The organism is [Leptolyngbya] sp. PCC 7376 (assembly GCF_000316605.1).
In the GTDB taxonomy this organism is placed as follows: domain Bacteria; phylum Cyanobacteriota; class Cyanobacteriia; order Cyanobacteriales; family MRBY01; genus MRBY01.
In genome coordinates this window covers 419,683-446,009 of record NC_019683.1, presented here as the reverse complement: position 1 = coordinate 446,009, position 26,327 = coordinate 419,683, and the positions used below count along the sequence as shown (strand labels likewise).

Below are 26,327 nucleotides of genomic sequence, written 5' to 3'. Positions count from 1 at the left end.
CTATTCTTGTGGCAAGACTATGAATGTTGCCGAATTCTAATCACCAATCAAATCAGAGTTAACGGCAGTACAGACATAAATCCTTTGATTCAGGGTGAGCCGATGACTACAAATGAGAGACCATATAAAATCCTAGCTTTAGATGGCGGGGGCTTTCGAGGGGTAATGACAGCCCAAATCCTTGCCAAAATTGAAGCTGAGATCAGTGCCAAATATGACGGCTGTAAGCTTCATGAGTATTTTGACCTCGTAACTGGTACATCCACTGGTTCTCTATTGGCGGCAGGTATTGCACTGGGGATGTCCGCCAAAGAATTGCTCGATTTGTATGAAGAGAATGGCGATCGCATCTTTCCTTCAGGGATGCGCTTTCGACGTCGATTTACAGGCCTTCTCTCAAACCTGGGACTATACAACAATAAAACTGGTTTAGGGAAAGTCCTGGAAGAAAAATTCGGTGATGTTGCGATGGGTGCTCTTCCGGATGAAGCGCCTGTTTTATTAATTCCTTCTTATGATTTAACAGCCCGTCGTACAAATTGGTTTTGTAGTAATAATCCGAAGACTGATCCCGTTTGGTATGACTCAGTTCCTATTTGGAAAATTTGTACCTGTTCTTCCGCAGCTCCAACTTTTTTCCCGCCATTTGAATTGCCTTATAAAGATGGCACCGAAAGACCTTTTATTGATGGTGGTGTTTCTGTAAATAATCCCGCTTTAATTGGTATTGCCCACGCTTTATTTTTGCCCTATCGGGATGCTGTTGATAATCCGCCAGATTACACACTGAATGATTTAGCGGTGCTGTCTATCGGTACTGGAGAATCGATTGAGCCGTTTAGTTATAAGCAAGTGCGACGTTGGGGGGCATTGAAATGGGTGCAACGTTTGCCAGATTTATTTTTGCCTGCTCCTAATGAGGTTAACGCTGCGATTTGTTGGCAGATTATTCGGCAGGAAAGCGATGAAAATGCGAAGCGAGTTTTGCGTTTGGATTATGCGCTTCCGAGTCGAGAACAGTATATGGATAATGAAGGATATTCAAAATTAAAAGAGGTAGAGTCAGTTCATCAGGCTTTTCTGAAAAAACAGTTTGGAGCGATTGATAATCCTGACCTATTTAAGGCTTACAAAGATTTTGCTCAGTGTTATTTAGATGGAGAATTATTGTCTCGGGATTTGGCTCGTACTACTCTTCGAGATTCTGTTCCTCCTAATGAGGCGATCGCCGAATTTATTGAGAATAATCAGTATCCGACTAATAAGTATCCCCATAAGTGTGACTAGGTATTAACGGATTGGAGAGAGGTATTACCGTAGAGAGGTCTAGGTAGTCTGGGGATAGTGACAATATGGCTCGTAATATCGACACGGCGATCGCCGCGGTAACGGTTCTAAGTGACCGGGCAATGGTGACGCGTAAGGGCAATTTTTCGGTAACGCCCGAGGATCAACATTGGCTCATTTCGCCGTTGCCGCTGACTGTTTCCCCTGATTCGATTCGAGTAAAAGGCCGTGGTACTGCCGCCGTGAAATTCCTGGCGATCGCCACCGAAACTATTGTCACTGTCGAAAGCGCTGATCAGAAAATTGCACAACTAGACCGCGATATTGAGGCGCTACAAACACAGCTCAAAACCCAGAGCGATCGCCTCAAAACCCTAGAACTCCAACAAAACTTTATTGGTAATCTCAGTGAAGAATCCATTGAGCGATTTGCGAAAAATTTAGCGGCGGGAAAAATCACCCTGGATAAAGCCAGTAACTTTCTCGACTTTGTCGGCCACCAACATCAAACATTTGCTGAGCAGATTCAGACGTATAACGAACAAATCCGTCAGCTAAACCGCGAAATCCAAGCTCTCGAACAACAAAAATCTCTTCTGCGAAATCCCTCAAAAAAACGACATTATGAGTTGGCTCTCTCTGTGGAAGTGGATGGCAGCGGTGATTTCGAGCTGGAAATCAGCTATCAAGTGAGTCAGGCCTCATGGTTGCCGCGTTACGATCTCGCCATCGATACCGCCACTAAAACATTGACCCTCGATTACCTTGCCGATGTGGTGCAAAGTACTGGCGAAGATTGGCAGAATGCAGATCTCACCATTTCGACTGCGCAGGTGCAACAGGGTATTATTCCGCCGGAACTGTCACCTTGGTATCTCAATATTCGGCAGCCGGTTCCACCTCCAGCTCCCCGTGCCGCTGCCATGCCTCGCAAAAAATCAAAATCGCGATCGCCACAGCCTATGGTTGGAGCAGCCTTTGATGATATGGCAGAGTCAGCGGCGGCACCAGAGGAAATTATGGAAGAGGCTACTCCTGTCAAATCCGAAGTGAAACGGCAAGGCAGCACCGTGACTTTTCATGTGGGAGCCGGCGGTGATATTCCTAGTGATCGCAATCCCCATCAAGTCACGCTTTTTCACGGAGAATATCCTCTCAAGCTGAATTATTTGGCTCTACCTCGCAAGGTGAGTTTTGCCTACCTCCAAGCCACTTTCCTCAATCCCACTGACGGCGTGACATTATTGCCGGGGGTTGCCAATCTTTTCCGTGACCAAGCATTTGTCGGTAAAGATAATCTCAAAAATATTTCGCCTGGACAGGAAGTTACTCTAAATCTTGGCATTGATGAAGGGCTGCAAATTGAGCGTAAATTAGGCGATCGCCAAGTCGATAAAACCTTGATCAGTAAGTTGCGTCGGATTACCTATGCCTATGAAGTGAAAGTCAAAAATTTGCGGGAGCAGTCGCAATCACTGACATTACAAGAACAGATTCCGGTGGGACGCCATGAAAAAATCAAAGTAAATCTTCAGAAAGTCGAGCCAAAAGTGGAACCCACTAAGCTTGGAATTCTCGAATGGAAAACAGAAATTGTGGCTGGCGGTGAGCAACTATTCGCCTATCAGTTCACTGTAGAATATCCGCCCAATCTTGAAATTAGAGGTTTATTGGAATAAGTGGGATTGGCGATCGCCAATTGAAATTGCAACTAGATGGCTTTCAGCTCCTGATGCAATTCACGAGTTTTTGCTAATAATGTTTGCGTTAGTTTTGTACTTGCTTGAGTGATTTTGTCGCGATTGAGATTATCAATATATTCAATAGAATTTGCTTCAGCGACAGCGTACTCTGAACCTGAAAAAGATGATTTTGCTAGAGAGAAAAGATTTTGGATTTCAACAGTACTTTTTTCAACAGTTTGATTGAGTTGGTTGACGATATCTAATAGATTATCTGGCATCAAAAAAGTATTGAAATAGAGATTGAGTTCCTTATCTTTCGTTGCAATTTTCTCTATTTCAGTTTTGATTAAATATTGCTCCTCAGAAAGAAGGTATAACTCATCAAATACCGTGGCGATCGCCTGAAGATTTTGTGTAGAGAACTGCTTTGCTTCCGGAGCGATCTGACGTTGTGGTAGAAAACCAACAAGATCGAGGGCTACATTATCAGCAGCTAGATCAGCCACGATAAATCCAAGGGTGTTCAACGGCAAAATTGGCGGTAAAGTGACCTGCCCACTTTGATCTGCGAAACAACATAAAATACGGCCATGTTCAGGGAGCAATAAATCTGCCCAGCCGGTCAGAATGCGGGTTTGAGGGTGCCAACTGTAGCTTTCCTCTAAGGCTGTTGAGATGTCTCCCAATTGCAAATATTTCTGTAATCCATAAACCGCTAATGTTTGTTGGAAAATTTGGGTTTGGGCTTCCAGCTGGATTTGTTCCGCTGCAAATTTTTCGGCGATCACCAGCCAGGCTTGGGGAATATTGATCGTCGTTTTGGTCTCTGGATTAACCATGTTTATTCCACCTCCAGACGATCCGAAATCTCTGACTCTAATTCAAATGTGATGAGGCTAATCAGAAATAAACATTTCATTTTCCAAAACCGAATTAGAGTATCCCGATTGAGTTGGTAATACAAAGCTAAATTTTTCCACTTTTCGGGTTTTGGGGTGAAAAAAATCAATAATTTCTTCGCGAGATTTTGGCTGTTACAGTCGGGATATTCGCCGCCATTTCTATCGATATAATAGCATTTGCCTAAACGAGATTCTGGATCTGTTTCGATGTACTGTTTTAGTGGGCTTTCCTGGGTTTGTGGGTTGATTTGGCTTACCGGTGAGGTGTAGATTGCCAATTCCCAGAAGGCTGGGAGACATTTGCGTTCGAGGTGTGATTGGTAGGTCGGACGTTTGACTCCTAGCAGTCTGGTGATGCTTTCTTCGTTGATTTTGACTTGATAGAGTTGCTGCTGAAAATATTTTTCGAGCAAGAGAGTGCAGTGACAGTTGGGATTATTTTTGACGCAGATCTTTTGTAAGGTTTTTCGGTGTTCAAGGAGAAGATTTGAGATCTTTGTCGCTAGGGTCGGGGAATCAGATGTAGATTCCGATGAAGATGGCGCAGGAATTTTAGTGGCGATCGCCGGGTCGAGACTAACGGTGTACAGTTGCTGTTGCATCTGATCGAGATAATCCTCTAACCGTTGGCAATCAAAAAAGTAGCGATCATCTTCCGAGGGCGCTGACCAAAACTGAGGCAACAACTCCATCAAAAATTCAGTAGCCCAGGTCGATGAAATATTATTTTTCTGCTGAATAATTTCCAGAAATTCTGACTTGGTAAATCCATCTAGCGATCGCCCAGCTAATTCCAAAATGATTTCTAGAACTTTAATTTGATTGGTCTTTTTCTGAGGCGTAATAAGGTCGAGCAGCCGCCACTTTAAACGCAATTTACAGTTAACCCAAATACTCAATTTTGCCGTTAAACTTTGTCCTTGGGTGACCTGTTCTGGCTGAAATTCTGTCAAAATACGTGCGACAAATTCCATCGCAACATCATTGAGCAAACTATCATAATCCTCACGGTATTGTGCTGCGATTTCCCGTTGTGGACGTGAGAGGGAAGGCAACCGATAAAACACATCTAGCAATAGGTGCGATCGCCACTTTTTCCACTCAAACTTGAGACGACGTCGTTGGCGAGGAGTGAGGCCAAGATTTGCGGATTGTTGTTGAAGATCGAGTCCCCTAAGCAAAATATCCAGCATTTTCCGTTCGACCACATCTTGAGGTTGATAGGTCAACAGAAATTGACGGAGTGAAGCCACAGGGTTTGTCGTTGACACAGTGGAATTATCCTAAATATTGTAAAAATTTGAATCTGAAATCGAAAGCGCCAATATCCATCGGATTACCCTGAAAATCCTTATGGTTGGCAAGCTATTGTAGAGACGCCACTGTTGATGCCCACTAATCTAACAGATCCTTATGGAGAGAATGATTTCGCCCAGTTTTTATAGATTGACTTCGGGCTGATTTTGGGAGCGGTCGATCGCAAGTTTAAGTTGATGATAGGCTTCTGAGAGATACCCTTGTCCCCTTAGAAAACCAATATTGGCAGCAGGTAAAATATTGCTCACTGTTGCTGCATTAAAGTGTTGGACGAGTTTCTCGATGCTTTGCAGTTGGCGTTTCCAGTGAAAAGTTTTTGCCGTACGGAGTGCTAAAAGTTCACCATTTTGATTGGGAAGCAAATGTCTACCTGTAAATAAGCAGCCTCCCTCATTTTCGTAGTAGAGGCAAGAGGAACCTGGGGAAAATCCTGGTGTCCAAATTGCCGTTAAATTTCCCCGTTGCCAGTTGTCCTGAAAAGATGTGACCTTTGCCTCTGGCATTAAATAAGCTTCTTGTTCTTGGATCACAATCTCACAGTCGAGAGCACTCTGAATCTTTGCAACTTGGTTGCTGATTGCTGCTCGGTGAGTAATATATAACGTCTTAACGCCACCCTGTTTCTGCAGAAAATCGGAGATCGCCTCATGCCAAGGGGGACAATCTACCAAAGTATTGCCGCTTTTTTCTACAATGAAGTATGATCTCCCTCCCAAAGTTTCGCGATTTGGTGTGAAGCTATAGACCGTGGGGAATATCTCGCGAGGGGGCTTGGGGGGACGGGGATTGTTCAACGCGGTGTCGCCTATTTCTGTGCATAAATCGCTACTATTGTTGCATTCCCTCGGGGTTTCGACAATTTATTTGTGGTGGCGATCGCCGTCGAGAGTCTGAAGTATTTTTAACAAGGTTAAACATCGAATTTCATGGAAGTCTGGCTGCTATTTTTTATCATGGGTATGTTGACCTATGCCCTAATCCGTCGCACTGTACCGCCGGAAAATAAGGCACCCATTGGCTTGCTGTGGTTAGTGATGATGTTGCCTGCATCGTCTTGGCTCATCTGGATTTTGATCTATGGTGCGTCGGTGCCAATGCCAATCTTGGCGATGTTACCGCTGCTCATTATTTCGCCAATTACCTATTGGTCACTGATTGAATGGGGTAAACCGCCAACGAAAGAGGGTGAGGATAAACCTCAAACTGATGAAAAACTTCCCGATGCTGCCACCCTTGCTAATCGGATTTCCCTAAAGAAAGAAGAACTAAAAAATTTAAACAAGCCGAAAAAAGCCAATCGCCCCATCAGTAGTAAAGAGGAAGAAGCCCTGAGGCAATGTTTCCCGTGGGGGACTTTTTATCTACAGAATATTGATTATTATCCCCAGGCTGTGATTTGTAAGGGTAAGCTGCGGGCAGTGCCAAAGGATGCCTATCAAACGATTCGCACCAATATCGAGAATTTGTTTGGCGATCGCTTTGTCGTGGTATTCCAAGAAAGTTTTAAAGGTCAACCCTTTTTTGCTCTCGTTCCAAATCCTTGGAAGGCAGAACAAGAGTCAGAAAATCAAGAGCCGTTAACCCGTCCTTTGTTAGCGATCGCCTTGATGCTGATTACGGTATTTACCACGACAGTGATGGGCTTGGAATTACAAAATGTAGACCCAGAAATCCTCCAACAGAATCCTGATTTGTTGTGGCAAGGATTACCCTATGGTTTGCTCATTGTTCTAATTTTTGGGCTGCATGAGCTTGGTCATTATTTTGTGGGTCTCTATTACAAAGTGAAGGCGCACTTGCCCTATTTCGTGCCGATTCCATTTTTTGTGGGAACTCTGGGTGCTTATACCCAACGAAAATCCCCCATTCCCCACCGCCAAGCTCTGTTTGATATTTCGGCTGCTGGGTCGTTTATTGGCATGGTGATCACGTTGCCTTGTCTATGGATTGGTCTCAGTTTGTCGCAAGTCGTGCCGCTACCGGAAGAAGCCACATTATTAACGTTGAATGAGTTTGATCCGAGGTTTTCATTTCTCCTCGCATTAATCAGTCGCTTGGCAATGGGCGCACAGTTCACAACCGATATGGCCATTGATCTTCATCCTGTGGCGATCGCCGGATATGTGGCCTTTATTTTTGGTGGAATGCAGCTTTTACCCATTGGGCAATTGGATGGCGGATTAATGACCCATGCAGTATTTGGTCAACGGACAGCGGGTGTGATTGCCCAAGTAACACGCCTTTGTATGATTGCGATCGCCTTTGTGCAGCCTAATTTTGTATTCCTCGCGGTGTTTGCGATTTTGATGCCACTAGCCCATCAGCCAGCGTTAAACGATGTCACGGATCTGGATAATCGCCGCGATATTTTGGGCATTGTTAATTTAGTGTTTGTGATGCTAATTTTCTTGCCACTGCCAGGGGCGATCGCCACATGGTTGAATTTTTAGATTAATTGTCTCAATGACATCTCTGCTAAAAGGGTGATTCTTGTGCTGAAGCAAGGATAAAACGTTTAAACTGATCTGAAATTTCTACTGATTTTTTAGTAGAAAGACTGTAAAACTACAGCATCTTTGCGCCGCAATCTTTCTCTGATTCTGACAGTTTATTTGCCCAGTCACTCTTGCCACCAATGAAGATATCTGCATCTCTTTCCCAGCTCAGTCTTGCTACTGTTTTTGCGATCACTCCGGCCATTGCACTTTCCAATCCAGTCTTTGCAGAAACAGCATCTCCCCTCGCAATTTTGGTGAGTGATAATGCGTCCCAGATGACTACGATTGAGTCTGCCCTAAAAGATTTAGATGCCGAAGTTTGGCAGGTATCCCCAAGCGATTTTATTGGTGGCCATAATTTGCCATTAAGTATTCAGCGGCGATCGCCCAATAGCGTGTCGGTCATTGATGCGAAATATACCTTTAACAGTATCCCCGAAGGTCGTCCGATTTTTCTGATTGGACAAGGAGTCGGCGTGCAATCCATCGCTAAACTTGTCCCTTTGATCGAGCGGCCGATTGAGCTTGTGGCTTTTGTCGAGCCACCAAAGAATCAAGCGATTTCATATTCCGCTGTCGTAGGTCCGCAAGTGGGGATGTTTCTAAACTATTTCCAACTGCCCAACGAGAATAAGAATGCGAGCCTTGGTGACTTGCCTTGCGACCCGAACTTTGGTTGCTATCAATTTGAGAATCAAGGCGATCGCCTCGACACAAACGATTGGATTCAAGAAGACATTATTGCCAACTTTGACGCAGCACTAAATCAACCTAAAATCCCTCGGGCGATCGCCGTTGTGCCAGAAGTGCGTCCTCTTCAAACCGTTCTATCTGGACTACAAACTCCTAGTAATCAACCCTGCCAAGACGATATTTTGCTGCGGGCTGGTGGCGCAGACTTAATCATTAAACCTGGTACTGAATGGAAAACTTGTGGTGGCTACCGCTTAACGTTTCAGATCGATGGCAATTTCGTTCTCTATAACTCGACGGGCCGACCGATTTGGTCCAGTAATACATGGACGCCAAGAGATCCCTCTGATTTGCTGACGATTAAACCTAATGGCAATATTATTATTTCCCGAAGAGGTCAACCCCTTTGGTCAACTCAGACTGGCGGTAATCCCGAAGCGGTTTTCGCCTTTCATAAAACCGGAGAGGTGGCTCTATATACAAAAGATTTCCAACCTCTTTGGTCAACTAATACTCAAGGCCAATAATTGAGTAATAAAAATCTCCTGTTAGAACGACTCTAAATTGGGGGCGATCGCCTCAAGAGGGTTTGGCGTGGCGGGCTGAGATTTACGGGAAGGAATAACTGTGAAATAAGGTTCCAATTGAGACTCCTCTACCCAACCCGAAAAATATTGCACCGTTGTGCTTTCTGATGTCATGTCAATCAAATCTAGCTCGCCGCGCAGGGCATTGGCATCCAGAATGCCCGCATCCGTAAAACCGTTGGCACTAACACCAGACGCACCCAACGCTAGGAAATTAATATTCACCTCATCAAAACCCCGTACAAAGCGATCGTCTTCCCAGTGCCATTCTCGTCCTGGCCAGAAAACATTCGTTTCCCAAGGCGGTGTTGGCTGCACAGAATCCTCATTAAGCCAGCGATAGCCGCCCTCTGGAACCGTCACCTCCAGTCCGACCGGATAAGCTACCTCAAATCGACCAAGTCGCTCAGACTCTTCTTCAAATCCCAGCGGCTCCATGCTAGACCACCAATACACTTCCGTCATTTCATTGTCGTCTGATGGCGTGAGAGTTGTAATTGGCGTTGTGCTCAAAAGACTCCCATATAGCGGAATACCCGCTGTCGGAATCTCTGTCTCTAAGATAAATTCCCAACATTGCCAAGCATCCCAATCCTTCACGTCTTGCCATGGAAACTGACAAATACCGCTGCCCGTAGCAACCCACATCACCTCATCATCCAAAGTCAAATCCGTTGGAATAGCACCCACAAGCGGACTATTGTGCACACTGTAAGCTGCTGTTTTTCCCTGTCGCCATGAATCAGCCGTAAACGTATAGGTCACTAAACCTTTGGCTGGAATTAAACCAGAACCCTCAGCGGAATATTTCGTACCAAACCATAGCGTCACTTCCTCATCAACAGTGGTGACGAGCATATCGGTGATTTGCTCTGCGATGAGATTAACTGGTTGTGTTTTTTCTAAATCATTTGTGTTGATGTCGTAGCGAATTAGAGTTGTTAAGCCGTTAAAGCCCTCACCCTGCTCTGAAGAAACCGCAAAAAATAATGAGTCACCCACTTGGACAGCACCATTTACCTCTGGAAAACCGAGATCATAGCCAATCCCAGAGGCGCGGAGTTGCTCAAGGTTGTAGAGATCTAGAGTGTAGGGACTACTGGCATCCGGAGGGGTGATCTCAAAAATTACCTTATCTGGATTTTCGGTGTAATCAGGAAAAGGGTTTGGGGAAAGGTTGGTGCGATACTCGAATGATTGACCATCTGCTTCAATGGTTGTAGGAGGCGGATCACTCAATTCCTCAAAGGCTGCTTCGTCAAATTCATCACTGGGTGGTTCAATACTAGGTGGCAAAATTGACCACTCGCTATTCTCGCGGCAGAAAACCAGATCATGATTGATTGTTTGAAAGGTCACAGTATCAGTGCTTAGCTCTATTTCCTGAGGGGCATAGTTGAAAATATCAGTGAGGTAGGGTTGGCTGTTAACGTCAAATTTACGAGCCTCAGGATCACTGCTTGGGCAATTGGCAGTAGGCGTTTCCTCTACAGTGTTATTAGCAGACTCGCCAGGATTAGTTGCTGTATCTTCACAGGCCACTAATAATGCAACAGCGCAGCTCCACAGTAATGGCGATCGCCAAGATATTTTCATGCCAAACCTACTCCTAACAAAGCAAACTTCAGTGTGACGGCGCAACCTGATTGCACTGTGTCATCATCATATAAGCAGGTTTTTGCCACGGCTCACCCGTTACAAAAAATGATCAACACAGAAACATCTGCACAAGATTCTTATCGCAAAAAAGCGCTGCGTATTCTTCGACGTTTTGTGATTATTTTGGGTTTAAGTCTGTTGTTACTGCTTGGTGATAGCTTTTGGGCACCGCTTAGCAATGCAGAAATTCGTCAGTATCACAATGGCACTGGAGAAATGCTCGATCAGTCCCGTCGATCAATGCGAGATATTGATCGTCGATCTTGGCAAGTCGTGGTATTCCAAGATGTTCAGGATGGCGTGATTGGTCATACAGAACTACGTCTTGTTGGGTTTCCGGGGCAGATCGAGTTTCAGCATCCCCAGCCTTTAGTTATCCGGACTCGCACTGGACAAGATTTTCAGGCTCATGATGAGTTTGAAGACGGCGCACCTATGGCTAGTGTTGGGCAATTTGATGTGACAGAGATTGTTTCGCAGCTCCCAGAGGATGAACCTGTAATCCTTGAATTGCCGACTATCCCAAGGTCAATATTGAAAATCCCTACGTCATTTGTACTAGAGTGGCAACTGATCTCTTAACCAAAACTTTAATCAGATGATTAGCAGAACGCTCAAGGCTTTGCCCTGCAAGCTTTTAATCTCTTTTTGAGTTGTTATCCAAATGATAATCAGTACTCTGGAAGCCTTGTAATACAGGCAAGTAATCCTGTCAGCCGGAAATGTATCCGTAGTAACAAATAGAAAATGCTGCGCTGCTTTTTTAATGTCGAAAGATTACGGCCTGGGTGTCGTGAGTGAATGGCAGAGAATTTGGTGCGGCGGTTGTTTGTTCTGTCAGGTTCGGCTATATCGGCACTATGGAAAAGTCTCGGCTAAATCGCTACGCAAAACAGGGAGAGCCTCAGGCGATCGCCAGTTTTTTAGGAAATCACCTCGCACGCTTCAATGTGTGGGTGATCGCAACGCCGGATCGTCATTGCCTCAATCTCAGTGTCGAAAGCCTCGAACCGCCTTCGCCTGAAGAAATTATGCCGTCTATTGAGCAATTGCTGTATGAGTTGCAGCCGGAGAATGTTGAGCTCGTCAAAATCTCTGCAAGACACTACGGCGAACTTCAAGTGGTCTGGCAGAAAACATTTTTGATGAGTGAGATTGCTTTAGATGAAGGTAATGATCTGTCTGAGGCGATCACCACGACAACGGCAACGAGCACCATCAAACAAACGGAGACTTTTACCTCGTCAGCGCAATTGGCGATCGCCATTAATGAAACTTTGAAAGACTTTAATGTAGCAGCTAGGGTAATAGAGCAAAAGAGAGGCACTTTGCGGATCGAGCTGCGGGGCCAAGAAGTGCCTAAGCGCGCAGATTGTCTGATGGTGATTTATGAGCTGCTGCAATATTCTGCTTTGCCAGAGATGGAACGAGTGCATGTGATGGGTTCTGCCTCAAGGCAAGTGGCACCAGATTGGAACGAAAAAATTTTACTGGAAGATTTACAGCCCAACCGCAAACAATCTTTTTATGAAAAGATCGCTTCGATGGATATTGAGGAAGAATTTTGGATTCCCCTTGGCATTGGTCTTTTTGTTGGCGCTTTAATGTTTGCAGTACCGTTATTTGATTTTGCTTTTAGTGCAGCTGGAAGGTTGATTTATGATTTTGGGCAAGCCATTGGGTATAGTCTGATGGGTTATCTGCCGATGGGTATTGTGAATCCTTTTGAAGGGGGTGGTGTGCTGGCAAATTCTGTGCGATCGCCACTGTTGTTTGGCTGCTCTTATGCTTTATGGGGACTACTGCTATTTCTGGGTCGGCGCAAATTTTTTGTGATTTTTGCAGTCGTAATGATGGCTTTGTGGCATGGTCTTATTTACCAATCAACTATCCTGACAGAATTATTTTTGGGTGTGAGTGGGCAGTTAACCCTGTGGGGGATTGCCTCAATTTTGTTTTATTGTGCCCTCGGTGGTTATTCCTGCCGTAATCAAGGAGAGCGATCACTGTATATGGTTTTCGGTACATTTTTTATGTTTCACCACCTCGAAATGTATTGGCAGGCATGGCAAGAAAACACCGCAAATGGTCTGGATTGGGGGGCTCTGTTGGGGATTGCTTTAACGTTAACGCTACCCTATTTGACCTACCGTATTTTCGATGCCAATAAGCCAAAAAAAGATACCAATGAGGATTCTGCAACAAATCCGCCGTTGCAAGTTGGTTTAAATGTTTGATTAAAAATCTGACTGAAAGATCATAGTGAGGCGATCGCCTTTTCCACTGCGGCAGACCAACCCAGGCAGCCTGTTGCTGGAGCAATTTGCCAACCATATTTTTCGATGTAGGGAATTAGGTTGGGATGGGCACCTTTAACTCCCGGCACAACAATGGGGACATCCACAGCTTGAAGCATCGACAGATCATTGGGGCTATCTCCCAAACCGATTGTCGTGATTTTTTGCTCAGTGCTATGGGTGAGTTGCCATGCTTTTGTCATCAGCTGAACAGCACGACCTTTCGCAGCGCCAGCACCAAGTAAATGACAAAATCGATTACCCACTAAAATTTTGAAATTAGCGGTTTTGGCGATCGCCTCAAGAGTATCAACAGAAGTTTTTGGTCGAATAAAAGGCTCACTAAATTGGCGATCGCAAGCCCGTTTTAGCGCATTCTCTGGCAAATCTGTGACTGCCTGTAATTCAGCGATTGTTAAATCTCCGAACCCTTTTAAGATTTCGTCAATCTCCTCTGAGAGGTGTTTTAAACCCTGTCGTGCCTGTTCATATGTCACGCCTAAGGTCACTGTATTTAAACCATCGATAGGATTTAGGCTCAGATTTTCGGCGATCGCCAAGGACTGAAAATCAAACCGTTTGTCGTCCAGCTCTAGAAAAATACCGCTGCCATTTTCCACAATAAACGGGTCATTGAGTCCCAATGCTGCCCGTAAATCAATCACTTCCGCTTTGGTTTTACTGGTGGTGGGCATCACCGGAATCCCCGCCGCCTGAAGTTTTTTTATGGTGGGGATGGCCGCATCATAACGGTAATCGTCGTGGTTTAATAACGTGCCGTCGAGGTCACTAAAGCAAAGGAACATTGGTAATCCAAACAATTTGGTAGGGGTTCAAATGTAGTGTTTCGGTCTGCTCATCAATTTGCAAGCCACCAAGGAGATCATGCCACTCGTCTGTACAAATCAAGTTTAAATTTGAAACTGCCACAGATTTTGGGCGATTGCTAAGGTTATACAGACAAAAAATACTCTGACGGCGATCGCGACTTTGCCGCCATACCCCAAAAATTGCCTGACTCCGAAAATCGAGTGTATATTGCGTGGCATTCGGATGAAATGCAGGTTGTTGACGCCGAATGCTAATTAACCGTTTAAGTTCATTAAAGACCCAATGTTGATCGGTCTCAGGGTCAACCAGTTTGGCGCAGAGTTTATCGTAATCCCACTGGTGGCGGTTAATGCTGCGATTATGCTGCGTCGCTTCCAACTTGGCATAATCATTCGGTGTCGCAAAAAAACTGTGGATATAGATGGCGGGTACACCTTCTAAGGCCATCATGATCGCTTGAGCACAGAGAAATCGTTGCCGTTGCCATTCATCGGCTCCTTTAACAGTGCCTTTGAGTGCATCAAACAGAGAAATATTTAATTCATAGGGTTTGTTCGTGCCATCACTTTGACTCCGATAGTTAATCTTTGCGCCAAAACTCTTCATCGTGTCGATCAGTTCGGTAAATTCTTCCCCTTCGATTAATCCCTCTACTGGGCGTAATCCGATGCCATCGTGGGAGGCGACGAAATTGAAGTAGGCACAACCATCTTGGGCTGGCGGCATACTCTTCATCCATGTTTTGATATGCTTCGCCTCACCCCGGATAAGAGCATTGAGCAGGAGTGGTGGCAGGCTGAAGTTGTAGATCATGTGGGCTTCATTGCCCCGCCCGAAATAACTGAGATTTTCGCGATTCGGTACGTTCGTTTCTGTGATGACCACCGTTTCAGGATAGGTGACTGCTAACATTTCCCGAATTAGCTCAATCACGAAATGGGTTTCGGGGAGGTGGATGCAGGGAGTATTGAGTTTTTTCCAGAGAAAACCCACCGCATCGAGACGAATAAATCGTGAGCCATTTTTGCAATAGCTCAGCAAAATATTGATAAATTCCAGCAGCACATCAGGATTAGCAAAGTTAACATCGACTTGATCCGCGCTAAAGGTTGTCCATACGTGTTTGGTGCCATTGGCTGTCTCGACAGGAGTGAGGAGCGGGCTATTCCGGGGTCGGATCACTTGGTGGCAGTCTGTTTCTGGGGGATATTCGATGAAATAGTTGCAGCCAGGTTCTTCTTGGCGTAAAAACTGTTGGAACCATTCTGATTTGCTGGAAATATGGTTGATCACGAGATCTGCCATCACTTCGAAGTTCTCGGCGATCGCCGCAATATCCTCCCAAGTCCCCAGTTTTGGATTCACCTGTAAATAATCGATGACCGCAAAGCCATCATCAGAGCTATAGGGGAAAAACGGCAAAATATGGACGCCGCTGAGGACACCCTTGAGATGCTTATCTAGAAACTCTTTCAAGATCGGTAGGGTAGGGCGATCGCCATCAGACTCACTATCACTGGGCAATAATGTGTCTCCATAGGTGATCATCAGCATTGTTTTCTCGTCCCACAGATTTTTGGACGTGGTTCTCTCCGGCGGTTCTGCTAAAGCATGGGGGGCGATCGCCGCTAAAACTTTTTCTTGTAACGCCTCAAACTCAACCTCTGGATAGAGCGTGGGCAAATAATATCGGAGACGTTTAGCAAAATCAGACAAAACATCAGTCATAGTTACATCAAACAAATAGACATAATTCTTTGAGCACCCCAAAATCATGCATTAACGAGCCGCTATGTCATCCAAATAAAGCAATAGGACATCTGCATAGATCCCATCACCTTACGAGAACCAAACGTCGATCAAGATTCCCCTGCTAGTTCGGCCCACATAAAAATCCCAAAGTTAAGGAGTCGTTCAAATTAAGCCTTAGTCTAAAGCCTACTGCCAATAGCGCTGTAAGGGTTGTTACAACTTTTTTCACATATTCAAACGAGAATTAATGTTATATAAAAAACAGCTTTTTTTGTGACAAAAGGTCGCCAAATATGGATTTTAATCAAGAATTTATTACGACTATTCACGACTTTGATGCTGATGTCAGCTACCTAGAAGAGCGTTTAAATACCCTGAGCGAGACCATTCCGATGGCGTTGCTCATCCCCTCACTATACGAAGAGCTTCAACGACCTGCGCTCACGACAATCAAAGAACATCTGAAAAGTTGTAACTATATTCGTTTCGTTAATGTTTGCCTGTATGCGGAAACCAAGGAGCAATACAACCATGCCGTCGAATTTTTTAGCGAGCTGCCCCAGCAAGTTAATGTGATCTGGACGAATGGCCCCAGAGTTAAAGAACTAATCAGTAAACTGGCAGAGAAAAAGCTCGACTTATCTAGTTATGCCGGGAAGGGATGGGCCGTCTGGCTCGGTCTAGGCTTATCTTCCCAGCACGCTGATGTCATTGCTCTCCATGATGCAGATATCATTACCTTCGACCGCTCTCTCGTGGCCAAACTTTTTTATCCTGTTATGGAACCAGAGTTTGGTATTGCCTATAATAAAGCCTATTACACTCGCCTAGGCGCTGAAACTCGGGCAATGAACGGTCGAGCTGTGCGACTTTTTGTTGCACCGTTGCTGTCGACCCTTGAAGATGTTTTGGGTCGCAATGCCTACTTACACTATTTGAGATCCTTCCGTTATCCGCTAGCTGGGGAATTTGCCCTAACTTCCGTCTTAGCTGTTAATTTACGCATTCCTTGTGACTGGGGATTAGAGGTTGGGTTGCTCGCTGAAGTGTATAGAAATGCTGCACCTAAACGGATCTCGCAGGTTGATCTCGGATTTTTTGATCATAAGCACAAGGAAGTTGGGGCAGCACCAACGGAAGGCTTGCAAAAAATGTGTACCGAGATTTTGTCTTCCATTCTCCGCACGCTAACGGAAACCGAGTCTGTTGTTTTCTCAGAAGGCCATCAAACGGCAGTACAGGTGAAATTCCGACGAGTAGCTCAGGATTTGATTCGTCAGTATTTTGTTGATGCGACCTGTAATGGCATTCCCTATGACCGCCATCAGGAAGAAATTACGGTTGAGCGCTTCGAGAAAGTGATTCCGATCGCGTTTAAAAAATATCTCAATGAGCCTGTGGCATCGCGCATCCCGGATTGGACTAGGGCATTAGCTGTGATGCCTAATTTGCGGGAAATGTTGCAAGTTGCCGTCGAGAGGGATATGGCTGATGCAAAAGCGGCAAAAGTCTAGTTTTTAGATAATTTAGTTTTTGGGTTGATAGAGAGGCGATCGCCTCTTTTTTCTTGCTGGATTTTGATAAAAATCGTTTAGGCAGGATTAGCCGAGGAATTGGTTGATGAGTAATGGTGCAAACCGATTTAAGAGATAGAAGAAAACGAGAAATAAAATAGCTTTATTGATCACCATATCCCAACGTTTTTTAGGGAGCTGATGCTCTGGATATTTCACTTTCCAACGTCTTTTTGTGGCTGCTTGTCTCAAAATATCTGGGGTAATTGCTAATCGTTCGACTCGCTTGTAGGGAGGCGCAATGATAAACCCACCAATGTTTAAACCTGCCTCACCATGGTGAAAATACCAAAGATAATCATCGAGATCGACTTTGAATTTTGCAGCAAAGTTTTCGATAAAGTCTTCGCAAGCATCCGCTTGGATATCAAAGGTTTGAAAGAGATCGATATCGGTGTTTAATAAAGCTTCTGGCACCTCTAGTTCTGCTTCGATAAAGCGATATATTTCGGCGATCGCCACCATTTCTATAGCCTCAAATCAAGTAATTCAAATTTATTTTGGAAAGTAATTAAGATCAGAAATTTCTGCCATTGAAAATGGGACATTTTTTGGAAAAGATTCCGCCGGAAAATGTTCGACTGGGACATGATCTTCGATGGACATCGTAGTGCAAGCAGCTTGATAACAGTCAAAAAGGGCTGATTCAGCAAACTCTTTTAACGTTGGACTCGCTGAAAAATAATCATTAAGTTGGTAACGATACTCGCTCATTATTTCAATCCACCGATGACAACGATTTTGAGGTTGATGTTGCCATTTCAGCAGTTGTAATAACAACAACCGCAGCGTACTTTTAATCTTTAGTTCTTCATCAATCGCCATTGATTTTAGTACTCGACACAGTTGTTTGACATCATCTTTAGATAATTTATCTGTATTCATTTGACTGGAAGTCTGGGTTAACCACTGATGAAAATCTTGCCGTGGTAAAGACGACCACCCACTTTTAAAATTTTCCATAGAATAAAACGTGATTACCAGTTAATTTCGATACATTTTGACGAGTTCATCGAGGCTATTTTTAGACCCTTCACCGATTGCTTTCATTTGCCAACCATTATCTGTGCGGCGTAGTTCAGCCATCTTCATTAATGTTTGGTTTGTGAAAGCGGATTCAGATAACTTGTAATAGGCAATTTCGCGATTGGTATTAAAGTCAACTAAGCGAACAAAGGCATTTTTGATATTACTAAAATCCTGCCTTCTATCTTTACCCATATAAATATTCACTGTGAATAAAAGGCTAGAAATATTGTCAGGAATTTTGCTCAGTTCTACCATGATTTGCTCATCATCGCCTTCTCCTTCGCCTGTCAGATTGTCGCCTTGGTGATGGATGGCGCCAGAGTTATGGTGCAAGTTGGCGTAGTAAACAACGTCGTTACGGCTACCAAGAGCATCGTTTGAGTTTAGACAAAAAACAGCGGAGTCGAGATCAATGGTGGTGCTCGCTTTGAAAATATTAAAAATACTTCTGCGAGCAGGCTCTTGTGCCATATCCCAACCCAACCCCAACATGATTTTGTTGAGCTGAGGAGCTTCTTTTTTTAAGGAAATACTGTTTCCTTTTTTGAGTTGAATTGCCATAGGTCTTGAGAATGAAATGCTAAATTTTATTTACTGCTGCCAATGGGGGCGATCGCCGACAGTTCTAGATGGGGATGATCACCTCGAATTTGATTGAGGTTCCATTCATTTTTTAATAATAAAACGGGGCGTTCCCATACATCTTTAACAACCATTGTATTGAAAATCTTTCCGGCTTTATCTAGAGCCTCCCAACCATTAAGTACCCAACGGGCAACACTATAACCCATTGGTTCAAGGCGACTTTCAACACCATATTCATTTTGAAGACGGTGTTGCACGACTTCAAATTGCAGTTGACCAACGGCGGCAAGAATCGGCTCGCGCTTAAACTCATCAGTGGAATACATAATCTGTACTGCACCTTCTTCTTGGAGTTCCTTAATTCCTTTCTGAAACTGTTTGAATTTCGAGGGGTTAGGATTTTTTAGGTAAGCGAAAAGCTCAGGTGAGAAACAAGGAATGCCCTCATACTCAAGTTTTTTTCCTTTATAAATCGTGTCGCCAATGGCAAATACACCTGGATTATTTAGACCAATCACATCGCCAGCATAGGCTTCTTCAAGGGATTCACGACCTTGGGCAAACAGTTTTTGGGGACGGGAGAGCCTCACCGTTTTGCCAGTGCGGGCATGACTGACGGTCATATCTTTCTCAAATTTTCCGGTACAGACCCGCACAAAGGCGACGCGATCGCGGTGTTTCGGATCCATGTTGGCCTGAAGCTTAAAGACAAATCCAGTGAATTCTGGGTATGTCGGTTCAAGTTCGCCTAGGGTTGAGTTACGGGGTTCTGGTTTTAGGGCGTAGTCGAGAAAAGACGTTAAAAATAATTCCACACCAAAATTTGTCATCGCACTACCGAAAAAGATCGGCGTTTGTTGCCCTGCATGGATCGCTTCCATATCGAATTCGGCACCGATTTCGTCGAGGATTTCTAATTCTTCGCGGAATTGATCATAAAGTTCTGGCTCAATCAGTTCTTCGAGAATCGGGTCATCTAATTGGTAAATCGTATCTGTGGCAGCTTTTGTGCCGTGGGCTGCTCGTTCAAATAAATGTACTTGGCCTTCTCGTCGGTCATAAACACCTTGGAAGCGATCGCCCATTCCGATAGGCCAATTCACGGCATAGGTTGAGAGTCCGAGTTCTTGCTCAATCTCGTCGATGAGCTCTAAGGGTTCTCTGCCAGGACGGTCTAGTTTATTAACGAACGTAAAAATTGGGAGCGATCGCAACTTACAGACTTCAAATAATTTGCGGGTTTGAGTCTCTAGACCTTTCGCTGCATCCACGAGCATGACTGCATTATCTGCTGCCGCGAGGGTACGGTATGTATCTTCACTAAAGTCTTGGTGACCCGGTGTGTCGAGCAGATTAATTTGATAGCCATCGTATAGGAATTGCAACACGGTCGAGGTAATCGAAATTCCCCGCTGTTGCTCCATTTCCATCCAGTCAGAGGTTACCTTTCGCTGTTCCCGCCGCGCTTTGACCGCTCCTGCCTCATGGATTGCGCCTCCATAAAGCAATAGCTTTTCGGTGAGGGTTGTTTTACCCGCGTCAGGGTGGGAGATAATCGCGAAGTTTCGTCGCGTTCGGACGGCTTCTTCGATTTCGTTGAGTAATTCTGCTGACATGAATTTCTGTGAGCGCCTATATCTTGCTTAATTTAAGCCATCTTCTATTGTACGTCCTCATTCTCCTTCGGTGGCGATAGTCGCCATTACTCGCTTCAGCTTGAACTTTTACTTTTTACTAAATCCATAAACTGAGGCCAAACTTCATGTGGTTGCCAAATTGTCGAGATGAGTGATGCTGTTTCTGTTTCAGAAAACCCCAGATATCCCATAATTTAGCCATCGAAGTTGTCACTCCCAAACTCCAACTCAAAAGAAGAAAGAACTAAAACTTTATTATTTTTGACCCGTGATTTGTTATCAGATGAAAATCTTGTGAGTTCAAAACTTTGGGGATTTTCAGCAAAAAGAGAAGTATCAGCAGGCTGATTGTTAGAGCTGTAAAAGTTCTCTACACTGGATTTTTCGATTTTTTGAGGTGCAAAATTACTTTTGGCTTTCGTGGAAAACCATTGCCAATTTTTTAATATCTGTTGATTTTTAAATCATATTTTGAACCGCCTCTGGTTCCACGAGGTGCAGTTGAAATAAATGAGCTTATTCCAAATGTAAAACGAACATTAATACCATAGTTTATCGGCTCTCCATTAGATCCATCGTTATATTGTGAAGTTACACTTTCTACAATATCGACTGAATTCAAATATGCAACTGTTTCTTTATGGGCAAGAGCGATACCTTTAATTGGCAAAAGTTCTTCGTATAACATCAATGCTTCATCTAATGTGTCAAGCATTGATTGAATTTGCTCTGGAGTTGGAGTGTTTGGATCCAATGCAAATATCCTTAGCGGTTCTGAGAAATACGTTTTGCCACCAACAGTTACTTTTGATCGCAGCCAGATAGTCGTTTTAGTACTGAAATTGTAGGTCTTTCTAAAACTGAAAATCCCGTCGCCACGAATATCATCTCCAAGAGATAGTTGTCCGTTATCTTGCATAAAACCTTCCGAACCAATCACGGCACCTGTATCGCCGTCTAATCTCTGCAGTTCAACAACAGGTCTTGGTTCATTGGGTGAGCTTGGAAATTGATAAAAAAACTGTACTCTTGTTGGTACGTTAATCGGGAAACTACTAGGTTGGGCTCTGATAAATGCTGAACCCACTAGTGATGGCAAAGCTGGTGTACTAATTTGTACTCTCAAAGAACTGCCCGGTTTACCTCTTAGCTCAACTTCGAGTTGGTTATTTTGCTGTAGAGATACACGTTTGGAAACGACTTCAACATTTTGGTTGAGTTCTCTAGGGGAGAGAATTTCCACCCCATTCAATTTGATCACTGCGCTAGTAACTTTTCCTCTTTTTCCCTGAGGATTATTCGCGACGAAAGCAAAGGGAGCTTCCGTGTCAGCAACAGAAAAATTTTCAATGATTGTCCTTGGTTTACCGTTTTCGCGAGTATAGATTTTTTGACCGAAGACTAAAATTTGGGACTGGCGAGAGATATTAGTTTGAGCGGATATTTGCGGAAGTTTAAAAGATATCCCTATGCCTACCGAGAGCGCTACTGTCACTAGTAGAAATGAGAAAAACTTTCGTAACTTCAACATAATTTACAACTGAGGTGAGATCAATCAACTTTGACGATGAACTTGATAGCTTTAGTTTCCTAACTCAATTGTGGAAAATCATTGCCAATTTTTTAATATCTGTTGATTTTTAAATCATATTTTGAACCGCCTCTGGTTCCGCGAGGTGCAGTTGAGATAAATCCATTCATCCCAGTAACAAATCTAATGTTAATGCCATATGTTTTTGGTTCTCCGTTAGAGCCATCGGTATATTGAGAAGCTGCAATTTCTACAATATCTAATGAATTCAAGTATGCAACTGTCTCATTATGGGCTGCAGCCTCTCCTTTTATAGACAATAGTTCCTTATAAAGCTCTCGTCCTTCATTTGAGGCATCGATTATCGCCTGAGTTTGCTCTGGAGTGATGGGCGAAAGATCACGAGCAATTAAGCTATTAGGCTCTGAGTAATAAGTCTTGCTATCTACCGTTACTTTTGTTCGTAGCCAAATAGCTGTTCCTGTACTGAAATTATAGGTTTTTCGGAAGCTAAAGCTCCCATCATTACGGATATCATCTCCGAGGGATAGTTGGCCATTATCGCGAAGAAAACCTTCTGAAGCAATAACAGCCCCAGTATCTCCATCTAACCTCTGTAGTTCTACAACTGGATCTGGGCTGTCCGATGAGATTGGAAATTGATACGAGAACTGTACTCTAGTGGAAGTGTTAAGCGGGATTGTACTAGGCTGCACTCGAATAAATGCAGAGCCAATTGGTGGAGGTAGAGCTGGCGTACTAATTTGTACTCCCAAGGCACTGCCCGGTTTATCTCTTAGCTGAACTTCGAGTTGGTTATTTTGCTGTAGAGATACACGTTTGGAAACGACTTCAACATTTTGGTTGAGTTCTCTCGGGGAGAGAATTTCTACTCCGTTCAATTTGATCACTGCGCTGGTAACTTTTCCTCTTTTTCCCTGAGGATTAGTCGCGACGAAAGTAAAAAGAGCTTCTGTGTCGGCAACAGAAAAATTTTCAATGATTGTCCTTGGTTTACCGTTTTCGCGAGTATAGATTTTTTGACCAAAGACTAAAATTTGGGACTGGCGAGAGATATTAGTTTGAGCGGATATTTGCGGAAGTTTAAAAGATATCCCTATGCCTACCGAGAGCGCTACTGCCACTAGTAGAAATGAGAAAAACTTTCGTAACTTCAACATAATTTATAACTGAGATGAGGCCAATAAACTTTGACGATGAACTTAATAGCTTTAGTTTTCTAACTCAATAAAACGAAGAGCTTTAGTAAAAAAACAGCCTCAAAGCCATCTCACTCAAGAAAATCTAAATTTTCTGTTGCGATACGTTTTTGATGAAAAAAAGTGATTTTTTGATGATTCTGTAGGGTGAGAAAAAAGCAGATGAGGTGATCGCCTTCATCACTTGTTTTAGTGTGAATTTTTGCTTTGCGCTAACGACATAAACTGAGACCAAACTTCATTCGGTTGCCAGATTTTAGAAATAAGCGATGCTGCCTCTTTGTCAGAAAACCCAAGATATTTCATTCCGTACAAAGCAACGAAACAAGACACTCGCATATTTTTGGCGCAGTGAACCCATACTTTGAAAGGTTTATGCGCCTCCATCACTACACAAAACAATTGATATTGCGACAGTTCTGGCTTCTCCCAAATCACAGGAATGTGTATATAGTTCATATCTTGAGCTGTGACTAATTCTCCTTCATGGGCGATCGCATCGTCAGAAGTAGGTAATGCCAAATTAATCACTGTTCTATATTCAAGATTGGCAATTTCGGCGAACTGCTCAGCACGGGGCTGGCCAGAAGTCGCAAGCCCATCATTTACTTGGAGATAGTTGAGAATATCCATCTTGGTACGCCGAAATATAAAGCTCTTTCAGATCATTAATTAAAGGATAGCGAGGATTTGCGCCAGTACATTGGTCATCAAAGGCACGCTCTGCCATAGCTTCCACTTGCTCATAAAAGGCTTTATCTTGATCGCCCAATACATCCTTAATAGTTAGTGGGATATCGAGCTGCTTTTCGAGGTCTTCGATAGCACTTACTAAGCGTTCTACTTTTTCATCGGGAGTGCCACCACCAAGTCGCAAATGATCGGCGATCGTCGCGTACCGAGCTTTGGCATGGGGATATTCATATTGTGGGAAAATCGCCTGTTTGAAAGGGGCATCGGTGGCGTTGTAGCGGATGACATGGGAGATCATTAGGGCATTGGCGAGGCCGTGGGGCACATGGAAAGTGGAACCCAGCTTATGCGCCATCGAGTGACAAACTCCGAGGAATGCATTCGCAAAGGCCATCCCCGCAATTGTTGCGGCATAGTGGACTTTTTCGCGGGCTTCTTGGTCGGCAGCTCCCAGTTGATAGGCTCGCGGCAAATATTCAAACAACAATGAAATTGACTGTAATGCCAGCCCATCGGTAAACTCTGTCGCCATCACCGATACATAGGCTTCAAGGGCATGGGTCAACGCATCGATCCCACCAAAGGCCGTTAAACTCTTCGGCATATTTAGCGTTAACTCTGGGTCGGCGATCGCCATATTGGGAGTTAGCGCATAATCGGCGAGAGGATATTTGATTCCGGTTTTCTCGTCGGTCACTACAGCAAAAGGAGTTACTTCTGAGCCAGTACCCGAGGTCGTCGGAATCGCCACCATAATTGCTTTTTCACCAAGGGGTGGCAGTTCATAGACTCGCTTGCGAATATCCATAAATCGCATCGCAAAGCCTTCAAATTCCACTTCTGGATGTTCGTACAGCAGCCACATTACCTTTGCTGCATCCATCGGCGAGCCACCCCCAAGGGCAATCACCACGTCGGGTTTGAAGGAATTAAAAATCTCCAAACCCCTATTAATTGTCGCCAAACAAGGATCTGGCTCCACATCGAAAAAGGTGTGGTGTTCAACGCCGATTTCATCTAAAACTTTGGTGACAGGCTTGGTCATGCCGAGATCGAAAAGCGGCTTATCAGTGACAATGACTGCCCGTTTTTTTCCTGCCAATTCCCTCAACGCCACAGGCAAACAGCCATATTTGAAATAGACTTTCGGCGGCACGCGGAACCACAACATATTTTCTCGCCGCTTCGATACCGTCTTGATATTCAGCAAGTGCTCTGGCGTAACGTTTTCCGAGATGGAGTTCCCGCCCCAACTGCCGCATCCGAGAGTTAACGATGGCTCTAGATGGAAGTTATATAGATCGCCGATCGCCCCCTGAGATGCTGGGGTATTAATCAACAAACGTCCTGTTTCCAGCTTCTCTTCAAAGGCTTTAATGTGTTCGCTGTTGGCATCGTTGGTATAGAGCACCGAAGTGTGACCCCGCCCCGCAAACTCAACAAGGGCGATCGCCTTATTGACCGCATCAGCATAATCTTCGGCACAATACATGGCGAGGATGGGCGATAACTTCTCATAGGCAAAGGGTTCTGACGCTGAGATATCAGTTACCTCTGCAATTAAAACCCTAGGATTTTCTGGGATTTCAATCTCTGCCAACTCAGCTAATTTTTTAACGGGCTGTCCAACAATATCTGCATTCAGGCGATCGTTTTTGAGGATAATATCGCCGAGCTTTTGCCGTTGCAGATTATTAATGATGTATGCACCACGTTTCATAAACTCTTCTTTGACGGCTTTGTAGATAGATTTCTCGACAATCACCGACTGCTCACTGGCACAAATCATGCCGTTATCGAAGGTCTTACTGACGAGAATAGAACTCACTGCCTGTTGAATATCTGCCGATGCATCAATCACCGCTGGGGTATTGCCTGCACCCACACCAATCGCTGGATTGCCCGAAGAATAGGAAGAGCGAACCATGCCAGGGCCACCCGTCGCCAAAATTAACGCAATATCATCGTGCTGCATTAAGGCTTGCGATAACTCGATGCTCGGCTCATCAATCCAACCGATTAATCCCTCTGGTGCGCCGGCTTCGACTGCTGCCTCGGCAATGATTTTTAATGTGGCGATCGTGCATTTTTTAGCGCGTGGGTGGGGAGAAAAAATGATTGCGTTGCGAGTTTTTAGCGCTAGTAATACTTTGAAAATCGCTGTCGATGTGGGATTTGTTGTCGGAATAATGCCCGCAATAATTCCTAAAGGTTCCGCTATTTTTTCGTAGCCATAGGTCTCGTCAGATTCGACCACACCACAGGTTTTAGTGCCTTTGTATTTGTTGTAAATATATTCCGAAGCAAAATGATTTTTAATCACTTTATCTTCGATCACTCCCATGCCTGTTTCTTCTACTGCCAGTTTGGCGAGAGGGATTCTGGCTTGATTCGCTTTTAGGGCTGCCTGTTTGAAAATATGGTCAACTTTCGTCTGAGGAAAAGTTGCATATTTCTGCTGAGCTTCTTTAACTTTCAGCACTAGCTTTTCCAAATCGTCGAGGGTTTGGACAGTGAAGTTATCGAGGGGAAGAACCGTTGTCATAGCCA

21 protein-coding genes are annotated in these 26,327 nt (G+C 44.3%); 7 read left to right on the top strand and 14 right to left on the bottom strand.

All coding sequences use genetic code 11. The annotated features are described in order from the left end of the window. The first annotated feature begins 102 nt into the window (after positions 1-102). Positions 103-1,287: a patatin-like phospholipase family protein gene (locus LEPTO7376_RS01925; RefSeq protein WP_015132610.1), complete on the top strand. Its 1,185-nt coding sequence runs from the start codon at positions 103-105 to the stop codon at positions 1,285-1,287. Positions 1,288-1,352: 65 nt separating this feature from the next. Beyond that, positions 1,353-2,966, top strand: a complete 1,614-nt coding sequence (locus LEPTO7376_RS01920) for a mucoidy inhibitor MuiA family protein (protein ID WP_015132609.1) — start codon at positions 1,353-1,355, stop codon at positions 2,964-2,966. 32 nt (positions 2,967-2,998) lie between these two features. On the opposite strand, the gene LEPTO7376_RS01915 is transcribed toward LEPTO7376_RS01920, so the two are convergent. From LEPTO7376_RS01915 to LEPTO7376_RS01905, 3 genes are all read right to left on the bottom strand, one after another. Beyond that, a complete protein-coding gene (locus tag LEPTO7376_RS01915; RefSeq protein ID WP_015132608.1) occupies positions 2,999-3,811 on the bottom strand; it encodes a DUF1822 family protein in 813 nt (270 codons plus the stop codon). A gap of 2 nt (positions 3,812-3,813) precedes the next feature. After that, a complete protein-coding gene (locus tag LEPTO7376_RS01910; protein WP_015132607.1) occupies positions 3,814-5,145 on the bottom strand; it encodes a hypothetical protein in 1,332 nt (443 codons plus the stop codon). A gap of 168 nt (positions 5,146-5,313) precedes the next feature. After that, entirely contained in the window at positions 5,314-5,985 is a 672-nt protein-coding gene (locus tag LEPTO7376_RS01905; protein ID WP_015132606.1) for a hypothetical protein, read from the bottom strand. Positions 5,986-6,117: 132 nt separating this feature from the next. Here LEPTO7376_RS01905 and LEPTO7376_RS01900 point away from each other — a divergent pair, with 132 nt between their 5' ends. Further along, entirely contained in the window at positions 6,118-7,641 is a 1,524-nt protein-coding gene (locus LEPTO7376_RS01900) for a site-2 protease family protein (RefSeq protein WP_015132605.1), read from the top strand. Between the two features lie 185 nt (positions 7,642-7,826). Further along, positions 7,827-8,909 (top strand): hypothetical protein, encoded by a 1,083-nt coding sequence (locus tag LEPTO7376_RS01895; protein ID WP_015132604.1) that lies wholly within the window; start codon positions 7,827-7,829, stop codon positions 8,907-8,909. Between the two features lie 21 nt (positions 8,910-8,930). Here LEPTO7376_RS01895 and LEPTO7376_RS01890 read toward each other — a convergent pair whose 3' ends face one another. Next, positions 8,931-10,565 carry a hypothetical protein gene (locus tag LEPTO7376_RS01890; RefSeq protein WP_015132603.1) on the bottom strand — a complete coding sequence of 545 codons (1,635 nt, stop codon included), beginning with the start codon at positions 10,563-10,565 and terminating at the stop codon, positions 8,931-8,933. Positions 10,566-10,598: 33 nt separating this feature from the next. Between LEPTO7376_RS01890 and LEPTO7376_RS01885 the strand changes: the two genes are divergently transcribed. Both LEPTO7376_RS01885 and LEPTO7376_RS01880 read left to right on the top strand, forming a co-directional pair. After that, complete coding sequence (locus LEPTO7376_RS01885; RefSeq protein WP_051188699.1) at positions 10,599-11,210, top strand: DUF3122 domain-containing protein; 612 nt, start codon at positions 10,599-10,601, stop codon at positions 11,208-11,210. A 278-nt stretch (positions 11,211-11,488) separates the two neighbouring features. After that, positions 11,489-12,865 carry an MFS transporter gene (locus LEPTO7376_RS01880; protein ID WP_015132601.1) on the top strand — a complete coding sequence of 459 codons (1,377 nt, stop codon included), beginning with the start codon at positions 11,489-11,491 and terminating at the stop codon, positions 12,863-12,865. 20 nt (positions 12,866-12,885) lie between these two features. Here the strand turns inward: LEPTO7376_RS01880 and LEPTO7376_RS01875 are convergent, their stop codons facing one another. Both LEPTO7376_RS01875 and LEPTO7376_RS01870 read right to left on the bottom strand, forming a co-directional pair. After that, a complete protein-coding gene (locus tag LEPTO7376_RS01875; RefSeq protein WP_015132600.1) occupies positions 12,886-13,731 on the bottom strand; it encodes a mannosyl-3-phosphoglycerate phosphatase in 846 nt (281 codons plus the stop codon). Next, complete coding sequence (locus LEPTO7376_RS01870) at positions 13,715-15,484, bottom strand: sugar phosphorylase (protein WP_041764700.1); 1,770 nt, start codon at positions 15,482-15,484, stop codon at positions 13,715-13,717. The genes LEPTO7376_RS01875 and LEPTO7376_RS01870 overlap by 17 nt, the downstream gene beginning before the upstream one ends. Positions 15,485-15,801: 317 nt before the next feature. Here LEPTO7376_RS01870 and LEPTO7376_RS01865 point away from each other — a divergent pair, with 317 nt between their 5' ends. Next, positions 15,802-17,022, top strand: coding sequence for a hypothetical protein (locus LEPTO7376_RS01865; RefSeq protein ID WP_015132598.1), 1,221 nt, complete (start codon positions 15,802-15,804; stop codon positions 17,020-17,022). 87 nt (positions 17,023-17,109) lie between these two features. Here the strand turns inward: LEPTO7376_RS01865 and LEPTO7376_RS01860 are convergent, their stop codons facing one another. From LEPTO7376_RS01860 to adhE, 8 genes are all read right to left on the bottom strand, one after another. Further along, entirely contained in the window at positions 17,110-17,547 is a 438-nt protein-coding gene (locus LEPTO7376_RS01860; RefSeq protein ID WP_015132597.1) for a DUF1493 family protein, read from the bottom strand. Between the two features lie 30 nt (positions 17,548-17,577). Beyond that, positions 17,578-18,045 carry a DUF29 family protein gene (locus LEPTO7376_RS01855; RefSeq protein WP_015132596.1) on the bottom strand — a complete coding sequence of 156 codons (468 nt, stop codon included), beginning with the start codon at positions 18,043-18,045 and terminating at the stop codon, positions 17,578-17,580. 21 nt (positions 18,046-18,066) lie between these two features. Next, entirely contained in the window at positions 18,067-18,672 is a 606-nt protein-coding gene (locus LEPTO7376_RS01850) for a TerD family protein (RefSeq protein ID WP_015132595.1), read from the bottom strand. Between the two features lie 26 nt (positions 18,673-18,698). Beyond that, positions 18,699-20,312 (bottom strand): peptide chain release factor 3, encoded by a 1,614-nt coding sequence (prfC, locus tag LEPTO7376_RS01845; protein ID WP_015132594.1) that lies wholly within the window; start codon positions 20,310-20,312, stop codon positions 18,699-18,701. A gap of 463 nt (positions 20,313-20,775) precedes the next feature. Next, complete coding sequence (locus LEPTO7376_RS01840; RefSeq protein ID WP_015132593.1) at positions 20,776-21,864, bottom strand: hypothetical protein; 1,089 nt, start codon at positions 21,862-21,864, stop codon at positions 20,776-20,778. A 92-nt stretch (positions 21,865-21,956) separates the two neighbouring features. Then, positions 21,957-23,045, bottom strand: a complete 1,089-nt coding sequence (locus LEPTO7376_RS01835) for a hypothetical protein (protein WP_015132592.1) — start codon at positions 23,043-23,045, stop codon at positions 21,957-21,959. 228 nt (positions 23,046-23,273) lie between these two features. Further along, on the bottom strand, positions 23,274-23,717 hold the full coding sequence (locus LEPTO7376_RS01830; protein ID WP_015132591.1) for a protein tyrosine phosphatase family protein: 444 nt from the start codon (positions 23,715-23,717) through the stop codon (positions 23,274-23,276). After that, positions 23,686-26,322: a bifunctional acetaldehyde-CoA/alcohol dehydrogenase gene (gene adhE / locus LEPTO7376_RS01825; protein WP_015132590.1), complete on the bottom strand. Its 2,637-nt coding sequence runs from the start codon at positions 26,320-26,322 to the stop codon at positions 23,686-23,688. Before adhE ends, LEPTO7376_RS01830 begins: the two co-directional genes overlap by 32 nt. Positions 26,323-26,327 lie beyond the last annotated feature (5 nt).